This is a genomic window from Cutibacterium sp. LaCa_89 (assembly GCF_058177555.1).
Genome location: NZ_CP190889.1, coordinates 2,098,581 through 2,119,291, shown reverse-complemented (window position 1 = coordinate 2,119,291; position 20,711 = coordinate 2,098,581). Strand labels below are relative to the sequence as shown.

Genomic DNA, 20,711 nt, shown 5'->3' with positions numbered 1-20,711 from the left:
TCTCGGGGGTGCGCCACCTCATTGGATGAGCGACTCACGATAGGCCTTGAGCCGGACATAGATGAATGAAACCAGGAGGGTGAACGCGAAGATCACGGCTGCGATGATGCCCAGCCGCGGCAAGGACGCCACACCCATCGTCGCGTCCACATTGCCTTGAGCGTTGGGGGCGGATTTGAAATAGACCGACCCGAATAGCCCGGTCCGATAAGCCGATTCTTCATGTACCGAAAACATGAGGACGAGGATTGTCCCGACAGCCAGCGCCAGCGTCACGACGATGGTGATGAGGAGGCTTGTCAGGTAGACCTTGGGATTCTTCATCGGGCTGCCTTTCGGTGATCGGAGATGGTGAGGATGCTGTGGATGACGAGGAGAACGGCGCACACGAGTCCCAGGCCGATGGAAACCGCGGTGGGGAGATGAAGGATGCCGCTGAAGACAACGAGCACCATTCCAATGGTCAACACGATCGCGCAACCGAGCAAGATCGACAGGGGATTGTCGTCGCGAGCCGGGACGAGGATCCCGACCCCTGTAGCGACCAATGCTGAGCCGCACACGCCTGCGACGGCGATAGCTGTGGAGGGAGACGGTTGACCAGTGAACACGTCGATCAATACTGCGGCTACAAGTAGCGGACAGATGAAAGCAGCTTGAGCTGCCACCATTCGCAGGTAGAAGCGAGGTGCCGGTAGCCGGGGCTCGAGGGTGAGGAAAGTTGGAGCGAGGGTGGCGTACTGGAAGAATCCACCGATCGTCATGGGTTCCACCCCCCACACTGCTGAAGGACCGGCGACACGGGTCGCCAGGAGTACGACGAATCCCACCGAGAGCACGGTAGCTTGCAGGCTGTACCGGCTACGAAACAGAGCCCGAAACTGAGGCGCAGCGTTGCCCATGTGGTTGGTGAGGCCACTTAGGGGAAGCATCACGAAACGATGCCGCACCTCCAGCGGTGACGTCGGCAAGACCGTAACTGGCATGAGACTCAAGACGAGCAAAACGACGAGACAACTGATCACAGCTAGAGAGCCGTGGCGCAGGCCGATGTCGCGGAAGACGAGGGTCCAGACGGTGAATGGTTCTGGTGACGAGGTGATGTCAGCGAGCAGGGAGGGCATTGCCCGCCACACTGCGAAGACGACGAGGAAGAGGAACACTGCGAGGATCGGTTGGCGGGCGGGGCGCAGCGGGGTGTGGGTGAGAGCCAGGTCGCAGGCGCGGTGTGACATTTCCAGGACCGTGTACGTGGCGATTGCCGGCATCACGATGCAGGTGATGAACCCCGGCACAGCTCCAATTCCGAAGTTCACCAGGGTCGAGATGCTGGTGGCGAACATTCCGATGATGACAATGAGCAGGGTGGTGACTCCGTCGAGGACCCCCACAGCGCGCTGTCGTTCCCGGTTTGTGATCGGAAGGTGGTGGGTGATCGCCATCATGGTGCCGGCATCAGCCATAAGCACCTTGACGATAAGGAAGCCGATTGCGGTCCACAGTACCGAGGACAGAGAATTGACAGTCAGGACGAGGTCTCGGGTAGTGGCCTCACCTCTCACCCCATGGGTGAGGACTACCGAGAGGATGGTCGCGGTGAGAAGGAAGAGCACGATGCAGGCTAAGGCGCCGAGACGGGCAGCACGTGACTTCAGGATGCCTTTTCCCACGACGACACGGACCAGGTAGGCCCCCATGAGGTGCACGAGGGTCATGGTCCGCGACAGATCCGTGCGGAGCCCGGATCGAGGCGCCGGTGCGACGGTGGGTCGATCCGTTGAAGCCTCGTCCGCCTGGGCCACCCTGGCGGTGTCAGTCGCGACCATCGCCGTCGCCTTCCAGCCCCATGTACCCGACGATGAGATCGCGGATGGTGGCATGTCGGGCGCGCAATTGGTCGACGGTGGAGAACTCGACGAGGTTTCCGTAGTCAAGCATGGCGACATGGGTAGCGCAGCGGTCCAACATGGCGAAATCGTGGCTGCAGATGATCTGGGTGCCACCTTGCCGGATGTGGTCGAGGAGGGCATCCTCGATCGTCATCTGGGCCTCGATGTCAATACCGTTGAGCGACTCGTCACTGATGATCACAGGTGAGTGCGCCAAAAGAGCCGCCGCGATCTGGGCCTTCTTGAGCATGCCGTGGGAGTAACTCTCCATGAGGTCGTTGTGACGGCCAGCCATCCCCAGACGTTCGAAAATATCAGCGGTCGCCTCACGTAGGTCTCGGTTCTTGAGGGGGGCTGGAGATCGCAGGGACAGACAGTACGAGATGAACTCCGCCCCGGTGAGGAACTGCGGTAAGTGATCGTTGTCGGCGCAGTAAGAGATTGCCCGGCACGCTTCTTGGGAACCGCAGGGGTGGCCGAGGATTCGGGTTGTCGCTGTCTTCGGGGGAGTGAGGATCCCCTGCAGAATCTTGCACAGCGTGGACTTTCCAGATCCATTCGGGCCGATCACCGCGAGGCAGGCCCCTTGGGGTACTGAGATATTGACGTTGTTGAGAACCGGGCGATCGGAGTATTGAAAATCTAGGTTCTCAATCTCGATGGCGGGCCCGTGGGAAGAGGATTGTTCCTCGGCCAACGATGCCCCCGTGGGGGCCGGCCCCCCTCGCGAGGAGGAGAGCCGGCCAACATCATGGGATGGACGCATCAGCGTACACACTCCATGGACACGGAGACGCCGGACTTCACCCACTTCCAGTGGCCGGTGAACTTGCCGTGCTGGTTGACGACGCACCAGACAGCCATACCGGCGAGAATCGTTGCTCCCAGACCGATGATCACAGCGATGAACACCAGCCACCAGGCATCGTGACGGATGAGAGCGGAATCGAACTTGTTCTTCAGGATCTCTGAGGTTGACTGTAAGGCAAGGGATTGTGATTCGAGCATGACGTGACTCTCTTTTCTGATGTCGAAAACGTCTCTTGATTCTCGCCGCGGCCGCAGCTAATCACAGGTTAACTCGTACCTGGGTCACAGGTTGAGTGCCTTTTTGGCGTATTTCTGTTAACTTCGCCACATTTAAACAATCCTGTTAGATCATTTTCAGGGCTCTTCAGGATTGAGGGTGTAGTTGTGGCTGGACTGTGTGAGAGTCTGCTGTAGTTGCCCTGTGGGGCTGGGGTGCGTGGAGGGAGGACCCTGCGCGAGGATCGGAGTGTCTAGATCTGTCCTCGTGAATCGCAAGGTCCTCCATGAACCACGCTACCTTCGGCGCTCCTGACCTGACCACATTTGCCCGTCTCGATGAACTCGGTCTGGAGGTCACCGGTCAGCTGATCAGTGCCGAGGAGGCGGTCCTGGCCTGCCGGGTCGTCGAGACCGACGAGTGGTGCCACCGGTGCGGATGCCAGGGGATCCCTCGTGACACGGTGGTCAGGCGCCTGGCCCATACTCCTTTCGGGCACCGGCCCACGATCCTGGCTGTGCGGGTGCGCCGGTACCGGTGCACCGGCTGCGGGCGGGTATGGCGCCAGGACACCAGTGCTGCCGCCCAGGCGAGGGCGAAACTGTCGCGGGGTGGGCTGGCCTGGGCACTGGAGGGCCTGGTACTCGATCATCTGCCGGTCTCGAGGATCGCCGCATCCCTGGGCGTGGACTGGACCACCGCCAATGATGCGGTGCTGGCCGAGGGCACCCGTCGGCTCATCGACGACCCGCACCGCTTCGACGGCGTGGAGGTCATCGGGGTCGACGAGCACGTGTGGCGCCACACCAGAGACGGCGACAAGTACGTCACCGTGATCATCGACCTGACACCGCTACGCGACGGCACCGGGGCCTCCCGGCTGCTCGACATGGTGGCGGGCCGCTCCAAGAAGGTCTTCAAAACCTGGCTGGCCGGCCGCGACCAGGCCTGGCGCGACCGCATCGAGGTGGTGGCCATGGACGGGTTCACCGGCTTCAAGACCGCAGCCGCCGAGGAACTGCCAGCCGCGGTCGAGGTGATGGACCCCTTCCACGTCGTCCAGCTCGCCGGCGACCAGCTCGATGTCACCCGCCAACGCGTCCAGCAGGACACCACGGGCCATCGGGGCCGCAGGGGCGACCCCCTGTTCGGGGTCAGGCTGACCCTGCACACGGGCCGGGACCTGCTCACCGACCGGCAGGCCGCCCGCCTCGACGCTGTGCTCGCCGATGACGCCCACGCCCCGGTCCAGGTGACCTGGGCCGTCTACCAGGAGGTCGTGGCCGCCTACCGCGCCGAAAACCGTGCCGAGGGTCGGGCGATCATGGCTCATCTGATCGACGCGATCGCCACCAAAGTCCCCGCCGCACTGCCCGAAGTGGCCACCCTGGGCCACACCTTGAAGAAACGGGCCGCCGACATCCTGACCTACTTCGACCACCCGGGGACCTCGAACGGCCCTAGTGAGGCCATCAACGGCAGACTCGAACACCTCCGCGGCATCGCCCTGGGCTTCCGGAACCTCACCCACTACATCACCAGATCCCTCCTGGAGACCGGAGGATTCAGACCCCGACTACACCCTGGATCCTGAAGAGCCGGTGTACCGGCTGCGGAAGAGAGCCCTGAACTGGGGCGCCGTATTGAAGAAGGACGCATTGAGGCCGACGACGGGAAGCATAACGAAGCGGTGCCGTATGTCTAACGGTGATGTCGGCAAGACCATGACCGGCAGGAGACTCACCACGATCAGAGCGAGGAAACAACCTGTGGTTGCTGGAGCGCCGTAATACAGATTGATGTCGTGGAAGACGAGGGGCCAGACGGTGAACGGTTCTGGGGAGGAGGTGATGGCAGCTAGCATGGTGGGCATCGACTGCCACAATGCGAGGACGATGAGGAAGAACACCACTGCAAGGATTGGTTGACGGGCGCGACGAAACGGGGTTCGGGCGAGCGCGAGGTCACAGCACCGGTGGGATAGTTCCAGGGTCGCATAGGTGGCGGTTGCTGGCATGACGTGATCTTCCCTGATACCGAATATCGTGTCGCGCGGTTTTGCCGTGGCCGCAGCTGACCGCAGGATAACTCCTCAACGGGTCACAGTCTGCGGGGTGTCGATTTTTCTGTTGACCTCGGCACATCGGGACACAGCTGTCAGCCCAGTGTCAACGTCGGCATGACAAGCTCGTTCACCGGTGACGCTGTCGTGATCGTCGAGGTAAGCCGATTGTGTCATATTGTACGCAGTATGTCTTTTCAACGATTCTTGGCGGGGGTGGCAGCCATCTTGCTTCTCCTGCCTACTGCGTGCGCTGATGATGCGCAGGCGCCCGTTGTCGATAACCTCGGGACGGTCCTCAGCCCCTCCAACTCCCTCATTCGCGAGCCGGCGAATTCGTCAGTCAACGGGACGCTCAAGAGCACATATGAGTACCTCCGGCTCATCGACGGTCACGATCTACCCGACGACGATGGCTACGCTCATGATCATCTGGTCGCGGCTTTGCGCCCGTATTTGGTGAATGGTGGAGACAGTCGGCAGGCCCACGTCACCCAACTCATGGCGGCGTCATCCCTGAAAACCCTCAACGCGTTGTCCGACAAGGAGAGATCAGAGGTCGACAAACGTACCCGCCTGCCGAAGGGCTGCATCACGAGAAAGACGGTGATGACGGATCTGCCCATCGCGACGATGAGGCGGGAGATCGGCCTGTCCAACGACGGGTTGTGCCTCACACCGTGGAAGGTCAAGACGACTTCTTCCGAGGAGGCTCGGTGGGCGATGCAGGCGCTGGCCAGTGCCGACCTATTCAGCAATGCTAAGGACGCCGAGAAATGGGGGTGGGAGTCGATCTCGGACGGGTATTTGCGCCATCTCGAGACCTACAGTGGCCCGAGTACGACTATCGCGATGGCCTTGTCGGCGGCGAATACCGTCTCTACATTGTCTCGTTCCCAGTTGCAACGCATCGGCGACAGTCTCGCGGATGCGCCATGTCCGAGGAAGGACCTTGGTCCGGCGCTCATTCGCAATGGAAAGCCGGTCAAGGACAAGTGCAGTATCGAATCGGCGTACCTGTTGAGGTACTCAGGGAACTGGGCGTGGTGATCAAGGCATTCCCGTTCGACTATTCGGCCCGGGCTGGCCGTTGGGTGCCTGCCGCGCACCATTGCCTCGGTGAGGTCACATAAGCCCTGTGAGTTGCTGCGTGAGCAGTGGCATCGACATGAAGAATGCCCCCGGGTTCGTGGAACTCGGGGGGATCGTCATCACCAGATGGCGACTCTCTTCTCGGGATCGAGCCACATCGGGTCATCCTCGCTCACGCCGAAGGCTTCGTGGAAGGCGTCGATATTGCGGACGATCTGGTTGCAGCGGAACTCGTTGGGCGAGTGGGGGTCCGTGGCGATCCGACGTCGAGCGGCCTCGTCTCGGATGACCCCGCGCCAGATCGAGGCGTAGGACAGGAAGAACCTCTGCTGCCAGGTCAGTCTGGCAACGGGTTCGGGCTCGTTCCCGTCGAAGGAGATCTGAAGGGCCTTGAAGGCGATGCCGGCGCCGCCGAGGTCGCCGATGTTCTCTCCGATGGTCAACTCGCCGTTGACATGCGGGCCGTCGGGGCCGAGCTGCTTGGGGACCAATTCGTTGTACTGGGCGATGAGACCTTTGGTGCGCTCCTCGAAGGCCGCGCGATCGTCAGCAGTCCACCAGTCACGCAGCAGACCCTTCCCATCGCAGGTTGAACCTTGGTCGTCGAAACCGTGACCGATCTCGTGACCAATGACGGTGCCGATACCGCCGTAGTTGACGGCGTCGTCGACATCCGGGTTGAAAAACGGCGGCTGCAGTATCGCCGCCGGGAAGACGATCTCGTTGCGCAACGGGTGATAGTAGGCGTTGACCGTCTGCGGGAACATCATCCACTCGTCGGGGTCAACCGGCTTGCCGAGCTTCTCGACGGTGTGGTCGACGACGAAGGAGATGACCTCTTGGACGGCGTCGACGAGGTTGCCCGGGCCAACTTGCAGACCGGAGAAGTCACGCCACGAATCGGGGTAGCCGATTTTCGTGCGGAAGTTCGCGAGTTTTTCTAAAGCCTCCTTGCGGGTGTCCTCACCCATCCAATCCAGCTGGGTGATGGACTGTCGATAGGCGGCCAGGATGTTGGTGACAAGCTCGTCCATCCGCTGCTTAGAGGCCGGCGGGAAGTAGCGGGCTACGTACATCTTGCCGATGGCTTCCCCCATCGCCGACTGCACGAAGTCGACCGCCCGCTTCCAACGCGGACGCAGGGTCGGAGTGCCGTTGAGGGTGCGGTCGTAGAAGTCGAAGTCGCGCTCGACGAAATCAGAGCTGAGGACCTCGGAGTAGGAGCGAATGACCTGCCACTTGGCCCAGGTGCGCCACTGGTCGATGCGCTCGTCGGTGAGTAGGGTCTCGACGCCGTCGAAGAAAGACGGCTCGGAGTTGATGAGGTTCGTGACGACCTTCATCGGGATGTCGGCGTTGCTGCGCCAGACCTCCAGGTGCAGACCTGGGTGGGCCTCGTCGAGGTCGGCGAAGGTGGTCGGGTTGTAGGATGCTTGCAGGTCGCGGCAGCGCACTCGATCCCAGTGGTGGGAAGCGATTTCGGTCTCCAAGTCCATGACGGTGCGGGCAGCCTGCTCGCCGTCAGGAATGCCGGCCAGCTCGAAGGAAGCCTGGACGTGACGCACATAGGCGTCGCGGATCTCGGCCTTGTCCTCGTCGCGGTAGTAGGCCTCGTCAGGCAGACCGATGCCACCCTGGCCGATCCACAGCACCTCGCGGGTGGGGTCGCCGGGGTCGGACTCGTCGGCGACGTCGAAGAGTCCCGTAATGCCCCGGCGTTCGGCCTTGCCGAGGAAGGTCACCAGGTCGACGACGCTGGAGATGTCGTCGATCTCCTCGAAGAAGGGATGTAGCGGCTCGGCGCCAGCCTTCTCGACGGCGTCGACGTCCATGTAGCGGCGGTAGAGCTCGACGGCGACCTCCACCTCGTGGGTGGTGGCCTTGTCGCGGATGTCCTCGCCCTTGCCGGACGACAGGTCCTCGAGGATTTGATCGACGGCCTCGCGGGACTCGTCGTCGAGCTGGTAGAACGGGCCGTCACCGGCGCGGTCTTCAGGGATGACGGCCCGGGATATCCAGGTGCCGTTCACGTGGCGGTAGAAGTCCTGGCCGGCGGCGGTGTCCGGGTCGAGGTCACTGAAAAGTGAGATTGACGTCATGGCCCCAGGGTAGTCGGGGCCATGACGTCACGATGCTTTCCGTTTGAGTCTCCTCCCGCAGTGGGCTCGCCCACCGTGGGGCGTCTCAGCGTTCGGCGACCTCCCAGGTGTCGTTCCCGGCCAGCAGAGTGGCCAGAGCGGCGTCGCGGGACTCCTGGTCGGTGGCGTCACCAGCGGCGAGCGTGACCTGGGCGCGAGCCTGATCGTCATAGGTGGGACGCTCGACGTCGCGGAAGATTCCGACCGGGGTCTGGCTGACGATGACGCCGTCATCCAGGTGAGCAAGCTCGAAGGCCAGCGACGGGTCAGCACGGTGGGAGTCGTGGACGAGCACGTGGTCCATACCCACCTCGGCGACGTCAGCCACCGTCAACTCGCCACTGACGGGGTCGCGCACCACGCCGCGAGAACCATCTGCCCCGATGAGAACGGGCTCGCCGTCGGCCAGACGGATGAGGTGCTGGCTGGCCTCCGGACCCTTGTAGTCGTCGAAAGCACCGTCGTTGAAGATCGGGCAGTTCTGATACATCTCGACGAAGGAGGTACCGCGGTGCTTGGCGGCCGCGGTGAGCACCTGGGCGAGGTGCTTGCGGTCGGAGTCGACGGCGCGAGCCACGAAGGAGCACCCGGCACCCAGAGCCACGGCCAGCGGGTTGAACGGGGCGTCAATCGAACCCATCGGCGAGGACTTGGTGACCTTCCCAGCCTCCGAGGTGGGGGAGTACTGGCCCTTCGTCAGTCCGTAGATCCGGTTGTTGAACATGAGGATCGTCAGGTTGACGTTGCGGCGCATGGCATGGATGAGGTGGTTGCCGCCGATGGACAGAGCGTCACCGTCACCAGTGATGACGAAGACGGCCAGATCTGGGCGAGACACTGCCACCCCCGTCGCGATGGCCGGGGCACGGCCGTGGATGGAGTGCATGCCATAGGTGTTCATGTAGTACGGGAAGCGCGAGGAGCAACCGATGCCCGAGATGACAACGGCGTTTTCCTTGGCGATGCCCAGATCCGGCAGCACACCCTGGAAGGTGGACAGAATCGCGTAGTCGCCACAGCCGGGGCACCAGCGCACCTCCTGGTCGGAGGCGAAGTCACGACGCTTCAGCGGCTCGATCGCCAGCGGCACACCGGCAAGTCCGGCGGGACGATCCTCGGTGGTGATGTCAGTCATCTCAGGCCTCCTCGGTCTCGTCGTTGCAGTACTGGCACAGTTCCTCACACAGGTCGACCGGGGAGATCGGTAGCCCGCGCACCCGCGAGATCGTCTTGACGTCGACGAGATACCTCGAACGCAACAACATGGCGAACTGGCCGGTGTTCATCTCGGGGACGACCACTCGGCGGTAACGATGCAGTAGGTCGCCCAGGTCCTCCGGCAGCGGATTGAGGTGACGCACGTGGGCCTGAGCGATGGACAGGCCACGAGCACGGACTCGACGCACCGCAGCGGTGATCGGACCGTAGGTGGAACCCCAACCCAGCACCAGGACGTCAGCGTCACCGGACGGATCGTCGACGACGGTCGGCGGAATGGTCTTGGCGATGCCCTTTACCTTGGCGGCTCGGGTGGCGACCATGTCCTCGTGGTTGGACGGGTCGTAGGAGATGGCGCCGGTGCGAGCCGACTTCTCCAGACCGCCGATGCGATGCTCCAGACCCTTGGTCCCGGGCAAGGCCCACGGACGGGCCAGGGTCTCCGGGTCGCGGTGGTACGGCATGAATCGCGGCGAGCCGTCGGCAGCAGAGGAGTTGGGGTCGGTGGCAAAGTTCGGGTCGATGTGCGGGATCTCGTCGAGGTCCGGCACCTTCCACGGCTCCGCGCCGTTGCCGAGGTAGCCGTCGGACAGCATGATGACCGGGGTGCGGTAGGTCACGGCCACCCGGCAAGCCTCCAGAGCGGTGTCGAAGCAGTCCGACGGGGACTTGGCCGCGAGCACGGGGACGGGGGACTCACCGTTGCGGCCGAACATTGCCTGCAGCAGGTCAGCCTGCTCAGGCTTGGTCGGCATTCCGGTCGACGGGCCGGCACGCTGTACGTCGACGACGACGAGCGGCAGCTCGGTCATGACGGCCAGGCCGATGGCCTCGGACTTGAGGCTCATACCAGGTCCGGAGGTCGTCGTCACGCCCAGGGAACCCGAGAAGGAGGCGCCGATGGCGGAGCTGACACCGGCGATCTCGTCCTCGGCCTGGAAGGTGACGACGTTGTGGGACTTGCGCTTGGACAGCTCGTGCAGGATGTCGGAGGCCGGAGTGATGGGGTATGAGCCCAGGAAGAGTTGCAACCCGGCCCGGTTGGCACCGGTGATGAGGCCGTAGGCGGTGGCGAGGTTGCCAGTGATCTGACGGTAGGTGCCCTCGGGCATTGGTGCCGGGGCCACCTCGTAGCGGACCCGGAACAGCTCGCAGGTCTCGCCGTAGGCATGTCCGGCCTTGAGGGCGGCGATGTTGGCATCGCGAATCTCCGGCTTGGAGGCGAACTTGCCGGCCAGGAACTTCTCGGAGGGACCGAGCGGACGCCCGTACAGCCAGGTCAGCAGCCCCAGGGCGAACATGTTCTTGGCTCGTTCGGAGTTTTTGCGGCCCAGGCCGAAGGGCTCGACGGCGGCCACGGCCAGACCGGTGAGGTCCAGCTCGACGACCTGGTAGGACTCCAGGGTGCCGTCGTGACGCGGATCCTCGGCGTATCCGACCTTCTTCAAGTTCTTCGCGGTGAACTCGGCGGAATCAAGGACGATGAGGCCGCCGCGGCGAAGATCGCCGAGGTTGGCGGCCAGGGCAGCCGGGTTCATGGTCACCAGGACGTCGGGCTGGTCGCCTGGGGTGGCGATGTCGTAATTGGCGAAATGCACCTGGAAGCTCGAGACGCCGGGGATGGTGCCTTGGGGAGCACGAATCTCGGCAGGGAAGTTCGGCAGGGTGGAGACGTCATTGCCATGGATGGCGGACTCAGCGGTGAAGCGGTCACCGGTCAACTGCATGCCGTCGCCGGAATCGCCGGCGAATCGAATGACGACTCGGTCGAGGGACTGGACCTCTCGCTCGTCAGTGGTGTGATGTGCCGTGTCGGTGGAAGGCACTCTGACCTCTTTTCTCGTCGCGGGACTCCGGTGGGGACGTGTCACGTGGTGGCGAATGGTCGTACCCGCGAGGCGCGTCCGGATGCTTCGGAACCGGCTCCCAACGCTACCATTGCGCCGCTGCTCGTCGAACTTGGCCATCGTCTGGGTTGAGCGCCTACCCACGGCACAGATCTGGCTGGACGACATCGTCGGTACGATGGCCCGGTGAAGTTCATCGACTGGTTCGCCGACAAGTCCGTGTACGTCGTCGACCTCGCCCTCGCCTGTTGTGGGGTCGAGAGCGGGGCGGCAGTGCCGACTGCGGCCCCCACCTGTCAGGACGCCCCCTCGGGGGCGCCGGTCGTCGCGGTGGTGTCGGGAACCATTTCGACGGTGTTGGCGCCGGTGGTGCGCTCGACCATTGAAACCTTGCGTGAGGACCATCCGGTCGACGTCGTGGCCTTCGGGGCCTGTTCCTGCGCCGGTGGCCCCTATTGGGACTCGGCGGCAGTCGTCGACGGGCTCCCCGCGATCGGTGTCGAGGCCGATCACTGGATCCCGGGTTGCCCGCCGGCCCCGGACGCTCTCACCGGCTTCCTGTCCTCTTCCCGGGAGGCAGCATGACGACCATTGATGTCACTGCAGACAGGTGGCATGATGCCGTCGCCGAGGCGATGTCCACCCATCCGTGGCTGGCCCATCTGACGGCCATCGACGGGGTGGGCGAACGCGGACAGGACCCCGACATCATCGTCGTCTGTCGATGCGAGAACCATGACGGCGACGACGTCACCGTCTCCACTCGTGTGCCACGCGATGGCGGGAGCCTCGACTCCGTCGTCGACGCCGTGGCGGGAGCAGCCTGGTATCAGCGAGAGATCCACGATTCCTTCGGGGTGACCTTCGTCGGCCCGGGAGCTGACAATCGTGCCCTCCTCATCCGCGACGCGCCCAAGCCGCCGCTGCGCAAGGAGGTCGTGTTGGCGCAACGAGCCGAGACGACGTGGCCCGGCGTGGCCGGCCCGGGCCCCTCGACGTCAGCGAGCCGACGCCGTGCCCTGCCGGCCGGTGTTCCCGACCCCGAGACCTGGCAACGTATCAAGGACGGCGAGGACATTTCTGACGTCGAGGTCGTCGCGGCCATGTCAGGGCGACGTCCACGATCGAGCGCCGGACGAGATGCCGGAGCCACACAAACCAGACGAGGGCAGGCCGCACGAAGGAGGCGAGCATGAGGCATTCCGCCATCGACCTCGACGTTGACGCCTGCACCTCCTGCGTCATCTGTGCCCGGACATGCCCGGCCTGGTGCATCACCATCGACGCCCATAATGAATCCGTTCCCGACTCAGACGCCCGTCGTCCCCGCACCGTCGCCGTCCTCGACGAGTTCACCATCGACTGGGGACTGTGCATGTACTGCGGAATGTGCATCGAGTCGTGTCCGTTTGACGCCCTGTCATGGAATGACGAGCGGGTACCGGATTCGGAGACGAGAACGGACCTCGTCAGCGCGTGGGGATCGGACGGTGGCCGGTGAAGCAGCCGGTTGGCTGGCGTCGACGCATCCAACTCAAGTGGGTTGCCTACCTGCGCGCCTGGCGGTCCCGGTCGGTCCTGGAAGGACTGGTCGGGACGATTCTCATCACGGCCGGATCCCTGACCCCGGCATATCTACCGTTGAACTCACCGTGGTGGTCCCGGCTCGACGAGGCCGGGCTGCGTGGCTCGACCTGGCGCATCGTCGGAACCCTCCTCGTCCTTGTCGGTGTCGGTCTGTTGGTGGATTCCTGGCTTCGCTTGCGTCCCGGCCGCGAGCCCCGTGACCTCGGCGCCGAGCCGCTTCCCAAGCATGTGCGTCGGTACTTCAAGCATCGTCCGGGAATCCGCGCCGGGCTGCGCCCGTGGGCCGTCCTCGGCGTATGGGGCCTGCCCTTCCTGCTCGCCCCACCCATCTTCAGTCACGACGCCTACTCCTACGCTGCGCAGGGGTGGCTGCTGGAGAACGACATCAGCCCTTATGAGGGGTACCCAGGTCTGCTGCCGGGGGCCTTCGCCGACCAGGTGGCCCAGGAATGGCGGTACACCAAGACCCCCTATGGCCCGCTGGCTCTGGCCGTGCAGCACCTGATCGTCCATCTCACCGGTGACAACCCATACTGGTCCGCGGTGTTCATGCGGATCCCAGCCGTTCTCGGCGTCATCGCCATTGGCCTGCTGATGTCACGGGTGGCGCGCAGAGTCGGTCGGGACCCGCACTTTGCCGCATGGTTCTCCACCCTCAACCCGATCCTCGTCGTCGACTTCATCGGCGGAGCCCACAACGACTCCCTCATGATGGGGCTGGTCGTCATCGGGTTGTGGCTGGCATGCATGACGAGCTGGTCGTGGCTCCTCGGAGCAGTCCTCGTCGGGGCGGCGGCGGCCGTCAAGCAGCCGGCCCTCATGGTCGCGGTGGCATTGCCATTCATCCGTCATCCCATGGAGTCGTGGCATCTCCGTCACCTCTTCCCAGCCTTGGGGAGAGCGGTGTGGTCTCTCGCTGTCTCGGTGGCGGTGTTCGCGGGTATTTCATGGGCATCCGGTCTGGGATTCGGCTGGTACCACGCCGTCGATGTCCCGGGCATGGTGCTGACGGTTTCGCCATTCACCCTCGTCGGCATGGGGGTGCGCATGATTCTCGGGCTCTTCGGGGCCCACCAGGCGGCGGCTGCCGTCATCCCCATCGCCCAGGCGATCGGCGTGCTCGTGGGAGCCGCACTCCTCGTCGTCATGGCGATCCGTCTGCTGCCCCGCAAGCCGCTGTCCTTCCTGGCCCTGGGATTCCTCGCCGTCGCACTGTGCGCGCCCGCCCTGCACTCCTGGTACGTGCTGTGGGGAGCGCTGTTGCTGCCCTTGATCGACAAAGCCGCCCGGTACGTGCGCCCGGCAGTGTGGACCACCGTCATCCTGCTGTCCTTCGACGCCGTCAACCTGTCGTGGCGCAATAGTGCGGTGGCCCTTGGGGTCGCTCTGGTCCTGGTGCTGGCAGCCCGACTGGTCTGGCACGAGCGCAGCCTGGGACAAGGGTGGACGCACAAGGATGTCCACGTTCCGCATCGGCACACAGCTCACGAACAGTCGTGACCGGTATTCTGCTGCCATGTCTGTGACCAATCTGACTGCGAGTTCCCAGACCTATCTCAAGGCGATCTGGAATCTCCAGGAGTGGTCTGACGACCCCGTCGGCACCTCGATGTTGGCTGCCAAGGTGGGTGTGCGGCTCTCGACCGTCTCCGAGGCCGTTCGAAAGCTGACCGAACAGGGGATGCTTCAGCACACCCGGTATGGGTCAGTTGCCCTGACCGAGGAAGGTGCCCAACACGCCGTCGCGATGGTGCGCCGCCACCGTCTCATCGAGACCTTCCTGGCAGAAACCCTGGGATACCGCTGGGATCAGGTCCATGAGGAGGCCGAGGCCCTCGAGCACGTTGTCTCCGACTTCATGGTCGACCGTATCGACGAGTTGCTCGGGTACCCCACCAAGGATCCCCACGGCGACCCGATTCCCAGCCGAGCCGGGGACATTGAGCATCCGGACGGGGCGGTGCAGCTGTCGGCCGTCCACCCCGGGGTGGTCGTGCGCGTCGAGAGGGTGGCTGACGGTGACCCCGGTCTCCTGCAGTTCCTGGCTGAATGCGGCATCGGCGTTGGTACCCGGATGGAGCCGCGCCCGGGTGCCCCTTACTCCGATTCGATCGAGGTGACCGTGGCCGATCGGGCCATACCGCTGGGCCGTTCAGCGACTGACGCCGTCTGGGTGAGCGTCGAGGGCTGAGATCGCCTGTGGCGACGCGCCCGCGTGACGACGCCGTGGCGCGGGCTGAAGAGGTAGACGAGCAGGAATGCCACGCCCTGCACGACGACGACCAGGCCGCCGGGGGAGACGTCGAACCAGTAGCTGAGGTAGATGCCGACTACCGTGCACAGCGCTGACAGGCTCGGCGCGATGACGAGCATCCGTGAGAATCGGTCGGTGAGCAGATAAGCCGTCGCTCCCGGAATGATCAGCATCGCCACGACGAGAACGACCCCGACGATCTGCAGGGCGACGACCGCCGTCAGTGCCAGCATCCCGAGCAGGAGAGCCCCGAGGAGGCGCGGGGACAGGCCGATGGCGTGGGCATGGACGGGGTCGAAGGCGTAGAGGGTGAGATCCCGACGCTTGAGCAGCAGCACGAGCAGGCTGATCCCGGCCAGGATCGCTACCTGAACCATGTCGGCCTTCGTGATGCCCAGCACATTGCCGAAGATGATGTGATTGAGGTCGGTCTGGCTCGGGGTCGTCGAGATCAGGATGAGACCGAGGGCGAACATCGTCGTGAAGACGATGCCGATCGCAGCGTCCTCCTTGACCCGGCTGGTGCCGCGGACCACCCCGATCAGGATGACGGCGAGGAAGCCGAAGACCACGGCGCCGAGGGCGAAGGGCAGGTCGAGGATGTAGGCCAGAGCCACTCCAGGTAGTACGGCGTGGGAGACGGCGTCCCCCATGAGGGACCATCCGACCAGCACGAGCCAGCACGACAGCAGGGCACAGACGACGGCCGCGACGACGCTGGTCGTCAGGGCGCGAACCATGAACTGGTAACTCAATGGTTCGGTGAGCCACACGAGGGCATTCATGCCATCCTCCCGGATTCGGTGACGTCGACCCCGAAGGTCAACGCGAGGTTTTCTGGACGTAGTGCCTCGGCGACCGGTCCGTGGAACAGGATGGTGCGCAGCAGCAGGACCGCGTCGTCGGCGAGGTCGGGCAGGGCGTGGAGGTCATGGGTGGACACGATGAGGGTTCTTCCCTGGTCGGCAAGGTCACGCAGGAGTCTGACGATCGTCGCCTCGCTGCGTTTGTCGACCCCGGCGAAGGGCTCGTCGAGGAGCATGACGCGAGCTCCCTGGGCAATACCACGAGCGACGAAGGCGCGTTTGCGTTGACCGCCCGACAGCTGGCCGATCTGACGATCCGTCAGGTCGGCCAGCTCAACCCGTTCCAAGGCTTCTGCCACGGCCTCGCGATCCTCGGCGCGTGGCCGTCGGGTGAATCCCTGCTGGCCGTAGCGGCCCATCATGACGACATCGCGCACCGACACCGGGAAGGACCAGTCGACGTCCTCGGCCTGTGGGACATATCCGACGATGCCGTGACGACGGGCCTTGGCGGGGGAGTCGCCGTCGATGAGGACCCGGCCATGCTCGGGCCGAACCATCCCCATGATCGCCTTGAAGAGGGTGGACTTGCCTGACCCGTTCATCCCGATGAGACCGGTGACGCGACCCGGCTCGACGGAGACGGTGACGTCCGACAAGGCGACCACCTCCCCGTAGCGCACTGAGAGATGGTCGACGTCAACACATCCGGTCATGACTTCTTTCCGGTGAGGGCAGCGGTGATGGTGCGGGCGTCGTAGTTGATGAGATCGAGGTAGGTCGGGACCGGTCCGTCGGCCTTGGAGAGGGAATCGACGTAGAGGGTGCCGCCGAATTTCGCCCCGGTGGAGTTGACGACCTGCTTCATGGGTTTGAGGGAGACCGTGGATTCGCAGAACACGGCCGGAACCTTGTTCTTCCTGACGAAGTCGATCGCCGAAGCGATCTGCTTCGGTGTGCCCTCCTGATTGGCATTGACGGCCCAGAGGTACTTCTCGGTCAGGTCGGTGTCCCGAGCGAGGTAGGAGAAGGCGCCTTCGCAGCTGACCAGGGCACGCTCATTGCGCGGCAGGGCGGACAACTGGTGGGTCATGTCATCGGTGACCTTCTGGAGTTTCTCCTTGTAGGTGTCTCCGTTGGACTTGTAGTCCTTGGCATGGTCGGGGTCGAATTTGCTGAAGGCCTTGACGATGTTGTCAGTGTAGATCTGGACATTCTTCGGGCTCATCCAGGCGTGCGGGTTCGGATTGCCGGCGTATTCGTCCTCGGCGATATTCATCGGTTTGACGCCCTCGGAGACGACGACGTGCGGGACGTCGGCGGATTCCACGAACTTCTGGAACCAGCGCTCCAGGCCCAGCCCGTTGTCGAGAATGAGATCGGCCTTCGACGCCTTCTTGATGTCGTCGGGGGTGGGCTCGTAGTCGTGGATCTCGGCGCCGGGCTTGGTGATCGACTCGACCGTCAGGTCGTCGCCGGCAATGTTCTTCGCAATGTCCTGCAACACGGTGAAGGTGGTGAGGACGACGGGTTTGTCGTGCGATTTCGGGGGATTGGCAGCGTTGCAGCCAGTTAGGGCGAGCGCGACTGCCGCGACGAGCCCGATGACCATGGCGTGAAGGGAGCGATGCATGGAGGCCTCCTTTGAGCTGTGAAAACTTAAAAGTTCGGTGGGCCTAAGTTCGAGCCGAGGCTACATCGTGAGGAGGGCAGGTGCCACCGTGAGTTTCTGGTGGGATGGGTGCAGGAGACATGTCCCCGCCATCGGTGAACGCCTTCGCCAACCAGCTTTTCTGGGTGGTGATTCGGCAAGGTGGCAGGCTTGGGGTCATGGATGAGGTGAAGATCAGCGGTACCGACGATGTGACGATCACCCTGGATCGCCCCCGAGCCATCAATTCGTTGTCCGGCGAGATGCTGGCGGCCATTGGGAAGGCCGTCGAGGATTCGCCGCGCAGTATCGACCTGTCAGGCGCGGGAGAGCGCGGTTACTGCTCCGGGGCTGACATCCGTGAGCTCAGGTCGCTGGCTCTGGAAGATCCCGAGGCTGCCGGCGACTGGTTGGATTTCGAGTACGACGTTGATGCGGCGATCGCGGCGGTCCACTCCGGAACCGCGCATCTGCACGGGATCTCCATGGGTGGTGGTCTTGGTTTGGCCCTTCGCCTCAAGCAGGTCGAGGCACGAGAGGACCTCGTTCTGGCGATGCCGGAGACGGGTATTGGGCTGTGGCCTGACGTCGGTGTGTCTTTCGAGCTGTCCCGCGCCCCACGGCATGTCGGGCGCCACCTGGCCATGACGGGAGCCTCCATCGACGCAGCCTCGGCGCTGTGGGCTGGTCTGGTGGACGAGGTCGTTGACGCCGACGGCAATCCTGCTGACGTCGATCCAGTCGCATGCCAGCTGGCCCGCGACGCGGTGTGGATTCAGGAGTGCTACGACACCGACGATCCGGTCGAGGTGTGTCGTCGACTGGCTGATCGCCCGGAGGAAGCCGCACGCAAGACCGCTGAGCACATCGCGACCCGCTGCCCGTTGTCGGTGGCCGTCGCGCTGGCAGCCGTCATCAAGGCAGAGAGTGCGTCAGGACTCGCTGAGGTCTTGGAGACTGATCGAGCCTTGGGGCGCTCCTTCATGCGCGACTCGGACTTCTGTGAGGGGGTGCGGGCTCAGCTGGTCGATAAGGACCGCAACCCCCACTGGTCACACGAGAGTCTGGCCGACGTCCCCGTGCGTCGTGTTGAGGAGATGTTCGACCCGTCCTGAGTCACAGGTCGTAGTCGACGACGACGGCCGCGTGGTCGGAGGTGCGCTCGGCGTAAGAGGGGTCGCGGTCGATCTCGGCCGTGACGGCCTTCCTCGCCAGCTCCGGTGAGGCCAGGTGATAGTCGATACGCCATCCGGCGTCATTAACGAAGGCCTTGCCGCGCCAGCTCCACCAGGAGTAGGGACCGTCGACGTCAGGGTGCTGGGCGCGCACGACGTCGACGAGGGTCTCGGGAGACAGGATGGTGTCGAACCACTGCCTCTCCTCGGGCAGGAATCCCTCGTTGCGTTGGTTGGACTTCCAGTTCTTGAGGTCGGCGTTCTCATGGGCGATGTTGAAATCGCCCATGAGAAGGACATGACGCCCCTGGGCCGCGCACTCCTGGCGTCGGGTCGCCAGGTACTCACGGAACCCGGCAAGGAAGGTCATCTTGCGGTCCTGCTTGGCTATGGACTTCTCGTCCTTGGGGTCCGGAGTGGCTCCCTTGGGCAGGTACAGGCAGGCGACCGTGACGGGTGCGTCGGCGAGATCAACCTCGATGTAGCGCCCCTCGTCAGCGAAGGGAAGCAGCTCAGCTGGTAGTCGATCGGTGATTCCGGTGCGGATCTCGTCGAGATTGGGTGTCTCTCCGGGGGTCATGACGAGGTGGGTGCCCCAGGATCTCACCTCGGCCGGAGCAGTGCGGGTGAGCAGGGCGACGCCATTGCGCCCGGCCAACGAACCCGGCGCCCAGGAGACGTGACGATCGCCGAACGCCCCCTCCGGGAGATCGGCGGGACGGCAGCGCACCTCCTGCAGGCCGATGACGTCGCAGTCACGGGTCTCCATCCAGTCGGAGAATCCCCGTTTCAGGGCAGCTCGGATGCCGTTCACGTTGAAGCTGGCGATGCGCATGGGGAGAGTCTGTCACAGGGTGACGACGCAGTGACGCGACGACTGTTCCGGCATCACTCGTAGAGGTACCTGACGAAGGCCTTTCCCTCCTCGCGGGCGATGTCATGGAGTCCACACGACTCGTAGAAGGCGATGATCTCGGGGATGTCGTCGGAGAGTAGGACGATCTGGCGCAGCCCCGAGTAGTGCTCCATCATCGACGTCAGCAGGTGGCGGCCAATCCCATGTCGCTGCCACTTCGGATGAACCAGTAGGTCCTGGATGAGGGCGACCTGGACGCCGTCAGAGATGGCTCGTGAGAAACCGATGAGTTCACCGTCGGTCCGGGCACATCGCACCTGGTCGACTCGGTCGAGCAGCCCCTCCATCTTGTACGGGTGGGTGGTGTAGGCGGTCCAGCCAACCGAGTTGTACAGGGTCATCAATTCTTCGATGTGAGGGTGCTGATGGTCATAGGAGACGCTTGACATGTCGGCATCGTACAACTCGGCGTGCGGACGGGGAGCCTCATCACAGGGCCACATGCGGTGGTCCTGGCTGGTTCGTCGGGCTTGTTGACGGGCCGGATTGGTCACGACGCCGGCATGCCTGCTAATATTTTCGATCGCTGGCTCGCGCCAGCAAGGCAGGTTGCCCGAGTGGCCAAAGGGAGCGGTCTGTAAAACCGTCGGTTCGCCTACGTTGGTTCGAATCCAACACCTGCCACGCAACCCCCGGGTCGGATGGATTCGGGGGTTGGTTTCGCCAAGGCAGGATTCTTGGCCGACTCGTTCGGTCGAGGAAACGGTGGAGGCGAAACGACCTGGTTCGATTGATTACCGGTTCCCACGAGGGGTTTCATTCCGGGGTCAGGGGATTCGGGTTCCAATTTGCCAACGACTGGAAGCTCGTGTAGCTTTCTCATTCGTTGCCCCTATAGCTCAGTAGGCAGAGCGTCTCCATGGTAAGGAGAAGGTCAGCAGTTCGATTCTGCTTGGGGGCTCTGAGTGTGAATCGGCCCCACTCGCCCGGTGGGCCGGGTCCGAATGGGCGCCGAGGATCACATGGCGGGGTAGCTCAGGGGTAGAGCAAGCGGCTCATAATCGCTGTGTCGCGGGTTCGATTCCCGCCTCCGCTACCAAAACAAACCG

Annotated in this window: 20 protein-coding genes, 3 tRNA genes and 1 pseudogene; 11 read left to right on the top strand and 13 right to left on the bottom strand. The window is 63.7% G+C overall.

Translation table 11 applies throughout. The features are described 5' to 3' along the window. Window positions 1-18: 18 nt before the first annotated feature. The 4 genes from ACP8LP_RS09755 to ACP8LP_RS09740 form a co-directional block, all read right to left on the bottom strand. Complete coding sequence (locus ACP8LP_RS09755; RefSeq protein ID WP_004809113.1) at window positions 19-324, bottom strand: hypothetical protein; 306 nt, start codon at window positions 322-324, stop codon at window positions 19-21. Further along, the gene (locus ACP8LP_RS09750; protein ID WP_171023515.1) at window positions 321-1,715 is read right to left on the bottom strand and encodes an ABC transporter permease; all 1,395 of its coding nucleotides are present in this window, start codon (window positions 1,713-1,715) and stop codon (window positions 321-323) included. The genes ACP8LP_RS09755 and ACP8LP_RS09750 overlap by 4 nt, the downstream gene beginning before the upstream one ends. Window positions 1,716-1,812: 97 nt before the next feature. Next, window positions 1,813-2,655, bottom strand: coding sequence for an ABC transporter ATP-binding protein (locus ACP8LP_RS09745; protein ID WP_016666142.1), 843 nt, complete (start codon window positions 2,653-2,655; stop codon window positions 1,813-1,815). Beyond that, entirely contained in the window at window positions 2,655-2,897 is a 243-nt protein-coding gene (locus ACP8LP_RS09740; RefSeq protein WP_004809110.1) for a hypothetical protein, read from the bottom strand. The genes ACP8LP_RS09745 and ACP8LP_RS09740 overlap by 1 nt, the downstream gene beginning before the upstream one ends. Window positions 2,898-3,202: 305 nt before the next feature. On the opposite strand from ACP8LP_RS09740, the gene ACP8LP_RS09735 reads away from it, so the two are divergent. After that, window positions 3,203-4,510: an ISL3 family transposase gene (locus tag ACP8LP_RS09735; RefSeq protein ID WP_004812041.1), complete on the top strand. Its 1,308-nt coding sequence runs from the start codon at window positions 3,203-3,205 to the stop codon at window positions 4,508-4,510. A 6-nt stretch (window positions 4,511-4,516) separates the two neighbouring features. Here the strand turns inward: ACP8LP_RS09735 and ACP8LP_RS09730 are convergent. Further along, window positions 4,517-4,936: pseudogene (locus ACP8LP_RS09730) on the bottom strand (hypothetical protein); the annotation flags it as partial. A gap of 159 nt (window positions 4,937-5,095) precedes the next feature. Between ACP8LP_RS09730 and ACP8LP_RS09725 the strand changes: the two are divergent. Beyond that, on the top strand, window positions 5,096-6,028 hold the full coding sequence (locus tag ACP8LP_RS09725) for a hypothetical protein (protein ID WP_002522014.1): 933 nt from the start codon (window positions 5,096-5,098) through the stop codon (window positions 6,026-6,028). A gap of 161 nt (window positions 6,029-6,189) precedes the next feature. Here ACP8LP_RS09725 and ACP8LP_RS09720 read toward each other — a convergent pair whose 3' ends face one another. The 3 genes from ACP8LP_RS09720 to ACP8LP_RS09710 all read right to left on the bottom strand — a co-directional run bounded on the left by ACP8LP_RS09720 (window position 6,190) and on the right by ACP8LP_RS09710 (window position 11,297). Continuing rightward, the gene (locus tag ACP8LP_RS09720; RefSeq protein WP_484483125.1) at window positions 6,190-8,169 is read right to left on the bottom strand and encodes a M13 family metallopeptidase; all 1,980 of its coding nucleotides are present in this window, start codon (window positions 8,167-8,169) and stop codon (window positions 6,190-6,192) included. 85 nt (window positions 8,170-8,254) lie between these two features. Continuing rightward, complete coding sequence (locus tag ACP8LP_RS09715; RefSeq protein WP_484483124.1) at window positions 8,255-9,343, bottom strand: 2-oxoacid:ferredoxin oxidoreductase subunit beta; 1,089 nt, start codon at window positions 9,341-9,343, stop codon at window positions 8,255-8,257. Between the two features lies 1 nt (window position 9,344). After that, entirely contained in the window at window positions 9,345-11,297 is a 1,953-nt protein-coding gene (locus ACP8LP_RS09710; RefSeq protein ID WP_334353513.1) for a 2-oxoacid:acceptor oxidoreductase subunit alpha, read from the bottom strand. Window positions 11,298-11,459: 162 nt separating this feature from the next. Between ACP8LP_RS09710 and ACP8LP_RS09705 the strand changes: the two genes are divergently transcribed. From ACP8LP_RS09705 to ACP8LP_RS09685, 5 genes are read left to right on the top strand one after another with little or no spacing between them, the layout of a single operon-like run. Next, window positions 11,460-11,858: an NADH-quinone oxidoreductase subunit B family protein gene (locus ACP8LP_RS09705; RefSeq protein WP_270236276.1), complete on the top strand. Its 399-nt coding sequence runs from the start codon at window positions 11,460-11,462 to the stop codon at window positions 11,856-11,858. Next, complete coding sequence (locus tag ACP8LP_RS09700) at window positions 11,855-12,469, top strand: NADH-quinone oxidoreductase subunit C (RefSeq protein ID WP_202711851.1); 615 nt, start codon at window positions 11,855-11,857, stop codon at window positions 12,467-12,469. Before ACP8LP_RS09705 ends, ACP8LP_RS09700 begins: the two co-directional genes overlap by 4 nt. Further along, window positions 12,466-12,774 (top strand): 4Fe-4S binding protein, encoded by a 309-nt coding sequence (locus tag ACP8LP_RS09695; protein ID WP_065673174.1) that lies wholly within the window; start codon window positions 12,466-12,468, stop codon window positions 12,772-12,774. The genes ACP8LP_RS09700 and ACP8LP_RS09695 overlap by 4 nt, the downstream gene beginning before the upstream one ends. Next, window positions 12,771-14,360 (top strand): polyprenol phosphomannose-dependent alpha 1,6 mannosyltransferase MptB, encoded by a 1,590-nt coding sequence (mptB, locus tag ACP8LP_RS09690; RefSeq protein ID WP_065673183.1) that lies wholly within the window; start codon window positions 12,771-12,773, stop codon window positions 14,358-14,360. The genes ACP8LP_RS09695 and mptB overlap by 4 nt, the downstream gene beginning before the upstream one ends. A gap of 16 nt (window positions 14,361-14,376) precedes the next feature. Then, on the top strand, window positions 14,377-15,051 hold the full coding sequence (locus ACP8LP_RS09685; protein ID WP_202711852.1) for a metal-dependent transcriptional regulator: 675 nt from the start codon (window positions 14,377-14,379) through the stop codon (window positions 15,049-15,051). Here ACP8LP_RS09685 and ACP8LP_RS09680 read toward each other — a convergent pair. Genes ACP8LP_RS09680 through ACP8LP_RS09670 form a run of 3 tightly spaced genes read right to left on the bottom strand, consistent with a single transcriptional unit; the run spans window position 14,958 to window position 17,553 of the window. Continuing rightward, a complete protein-coding gene (locus ACP8LP_RS09680; RefSeq protein WP_015582141.1) occupies window positions 14,958-15,899 on the bottom strand; it encodes a metal ABC transporter permease in 942 nt (313 codons plus the stop codon). The two genes, ACP8LP_RS09685 and ACP8LP_RS09680, sit on opposite strands and share 94 nt — an antisense overlap. Next, entirely contained in the window at window positions 15,896-16,636 is a 741-nt protein-coding gene (locus ACP8LP_RS09675; protein WP_016666138.1) for a metal ABC transporter ATP-binding protein, read from the bottom strand. The genes ACP8LP_RS09680 and ACP8LP_RS09675 overlap by 4 nt, the downstream gene beginning before the upstream one ends. Beyond that, window positions 16,633-17,553: a metal ABC transporter substrate-binding protein gene (locus ACP8LP_RS09670; protein ID WP_117189698.1), complete on the bottom strand. Its 921-nt coding sequence runs from the start codon at window positions 17,551-17,553 to the stop codon at window positions 16,633-16,635. The genes ACP8LP_RS09675 and ACP8LP_RS09670 overlap by 4 nt, the downstream gene beginning before the upstream one ends. A gap of 197 nt (window positions 17,554-17,750) precedes the next feature. Here ACP8LP_RS09670 and ACP8LP_RS09665 point away from each other — a divergent pair, with 197 nt between their 5' ends. Next, the gene (locus ACP8LP_RS09665) at window positions 17,751-18,686 is read left to right on the top strand and encodes an enoyl-CoA hydratase/isomerase family protein (protein ID WP_279187071.1); all 936 of its coding nucleotides are present in this window, start codon (window positions 17,751-17,753) and stop codon (window positions 18,684-18,686) included. A 1-nt stretch (window position 18,687) separates the two neighbouring features. Here the strand turns inward: ACP8LP_RS09665 and ACP8LP_RS09660 are convergent, their stop codons facing one another. Together ACP8LP_RS09660 and ACP8LP_RS09655 are read right to left on the bottom strand one after the other, a co-directional pair. After that, window positions 18,688-19,581, bottom strand: coding sequence for an exodeoxyribonuclease III (locus tag ACP8LP_RS09660; RefSeq protein WP_016666135.1), 894 nt, complete (start codon window positions 19,579-19,581; stop codon window positions 18,688-18,690). Between the two features lie 53 nt (window positions 19,582-19,634). Then, on the bottom strand, window positions 19,635-20,051 hold the full coding sequence (locus ACP8LP_RS09655) for a GNAT family N-acetyltransferase (protein ID WP_252906167.1): 417 nt from the start codon (window positions 20,049-20,051) through the stop codon (window positions 19,635-19,637). A gap of 154 nt (window positions 20,052-20,205) precedes the next feature. Here ACP8LP_RS09655 and ACP8LP_RS09650 point away from each other — a divergent pair. The 3 genes from ACP8LP_RS09650 to ACP8LP_RS09640 all read left to right on the top strand — a co-directional run bounded on the left by ACP8LP_RS09650 (window position 20,206) and on the right by ACP8LP_RS09640 (window position 20,701). Next, window positions 20,206-20,286, top strand: a tRNA-Tyr gene (locus ACP8LP_RS09650). Window positions 20,287-20,490: 204 nt separating this feature from the next. Then, a tRNA-Thr gene (locus ACP8LP_RS09645) sits at window positions 20,491-20,563 on the top strand. A gap of 63 nt (window positions 20,564-20,626) precedes the next feature. Beyond that, a tRNA-Met gene (locus tag ACP8LP_RS09640) sits at window positions 20,627-20,701 on the top strand. The last annotated feature ends 10 nt before the right edge of the window (window positions 20,702-20,711 follow it).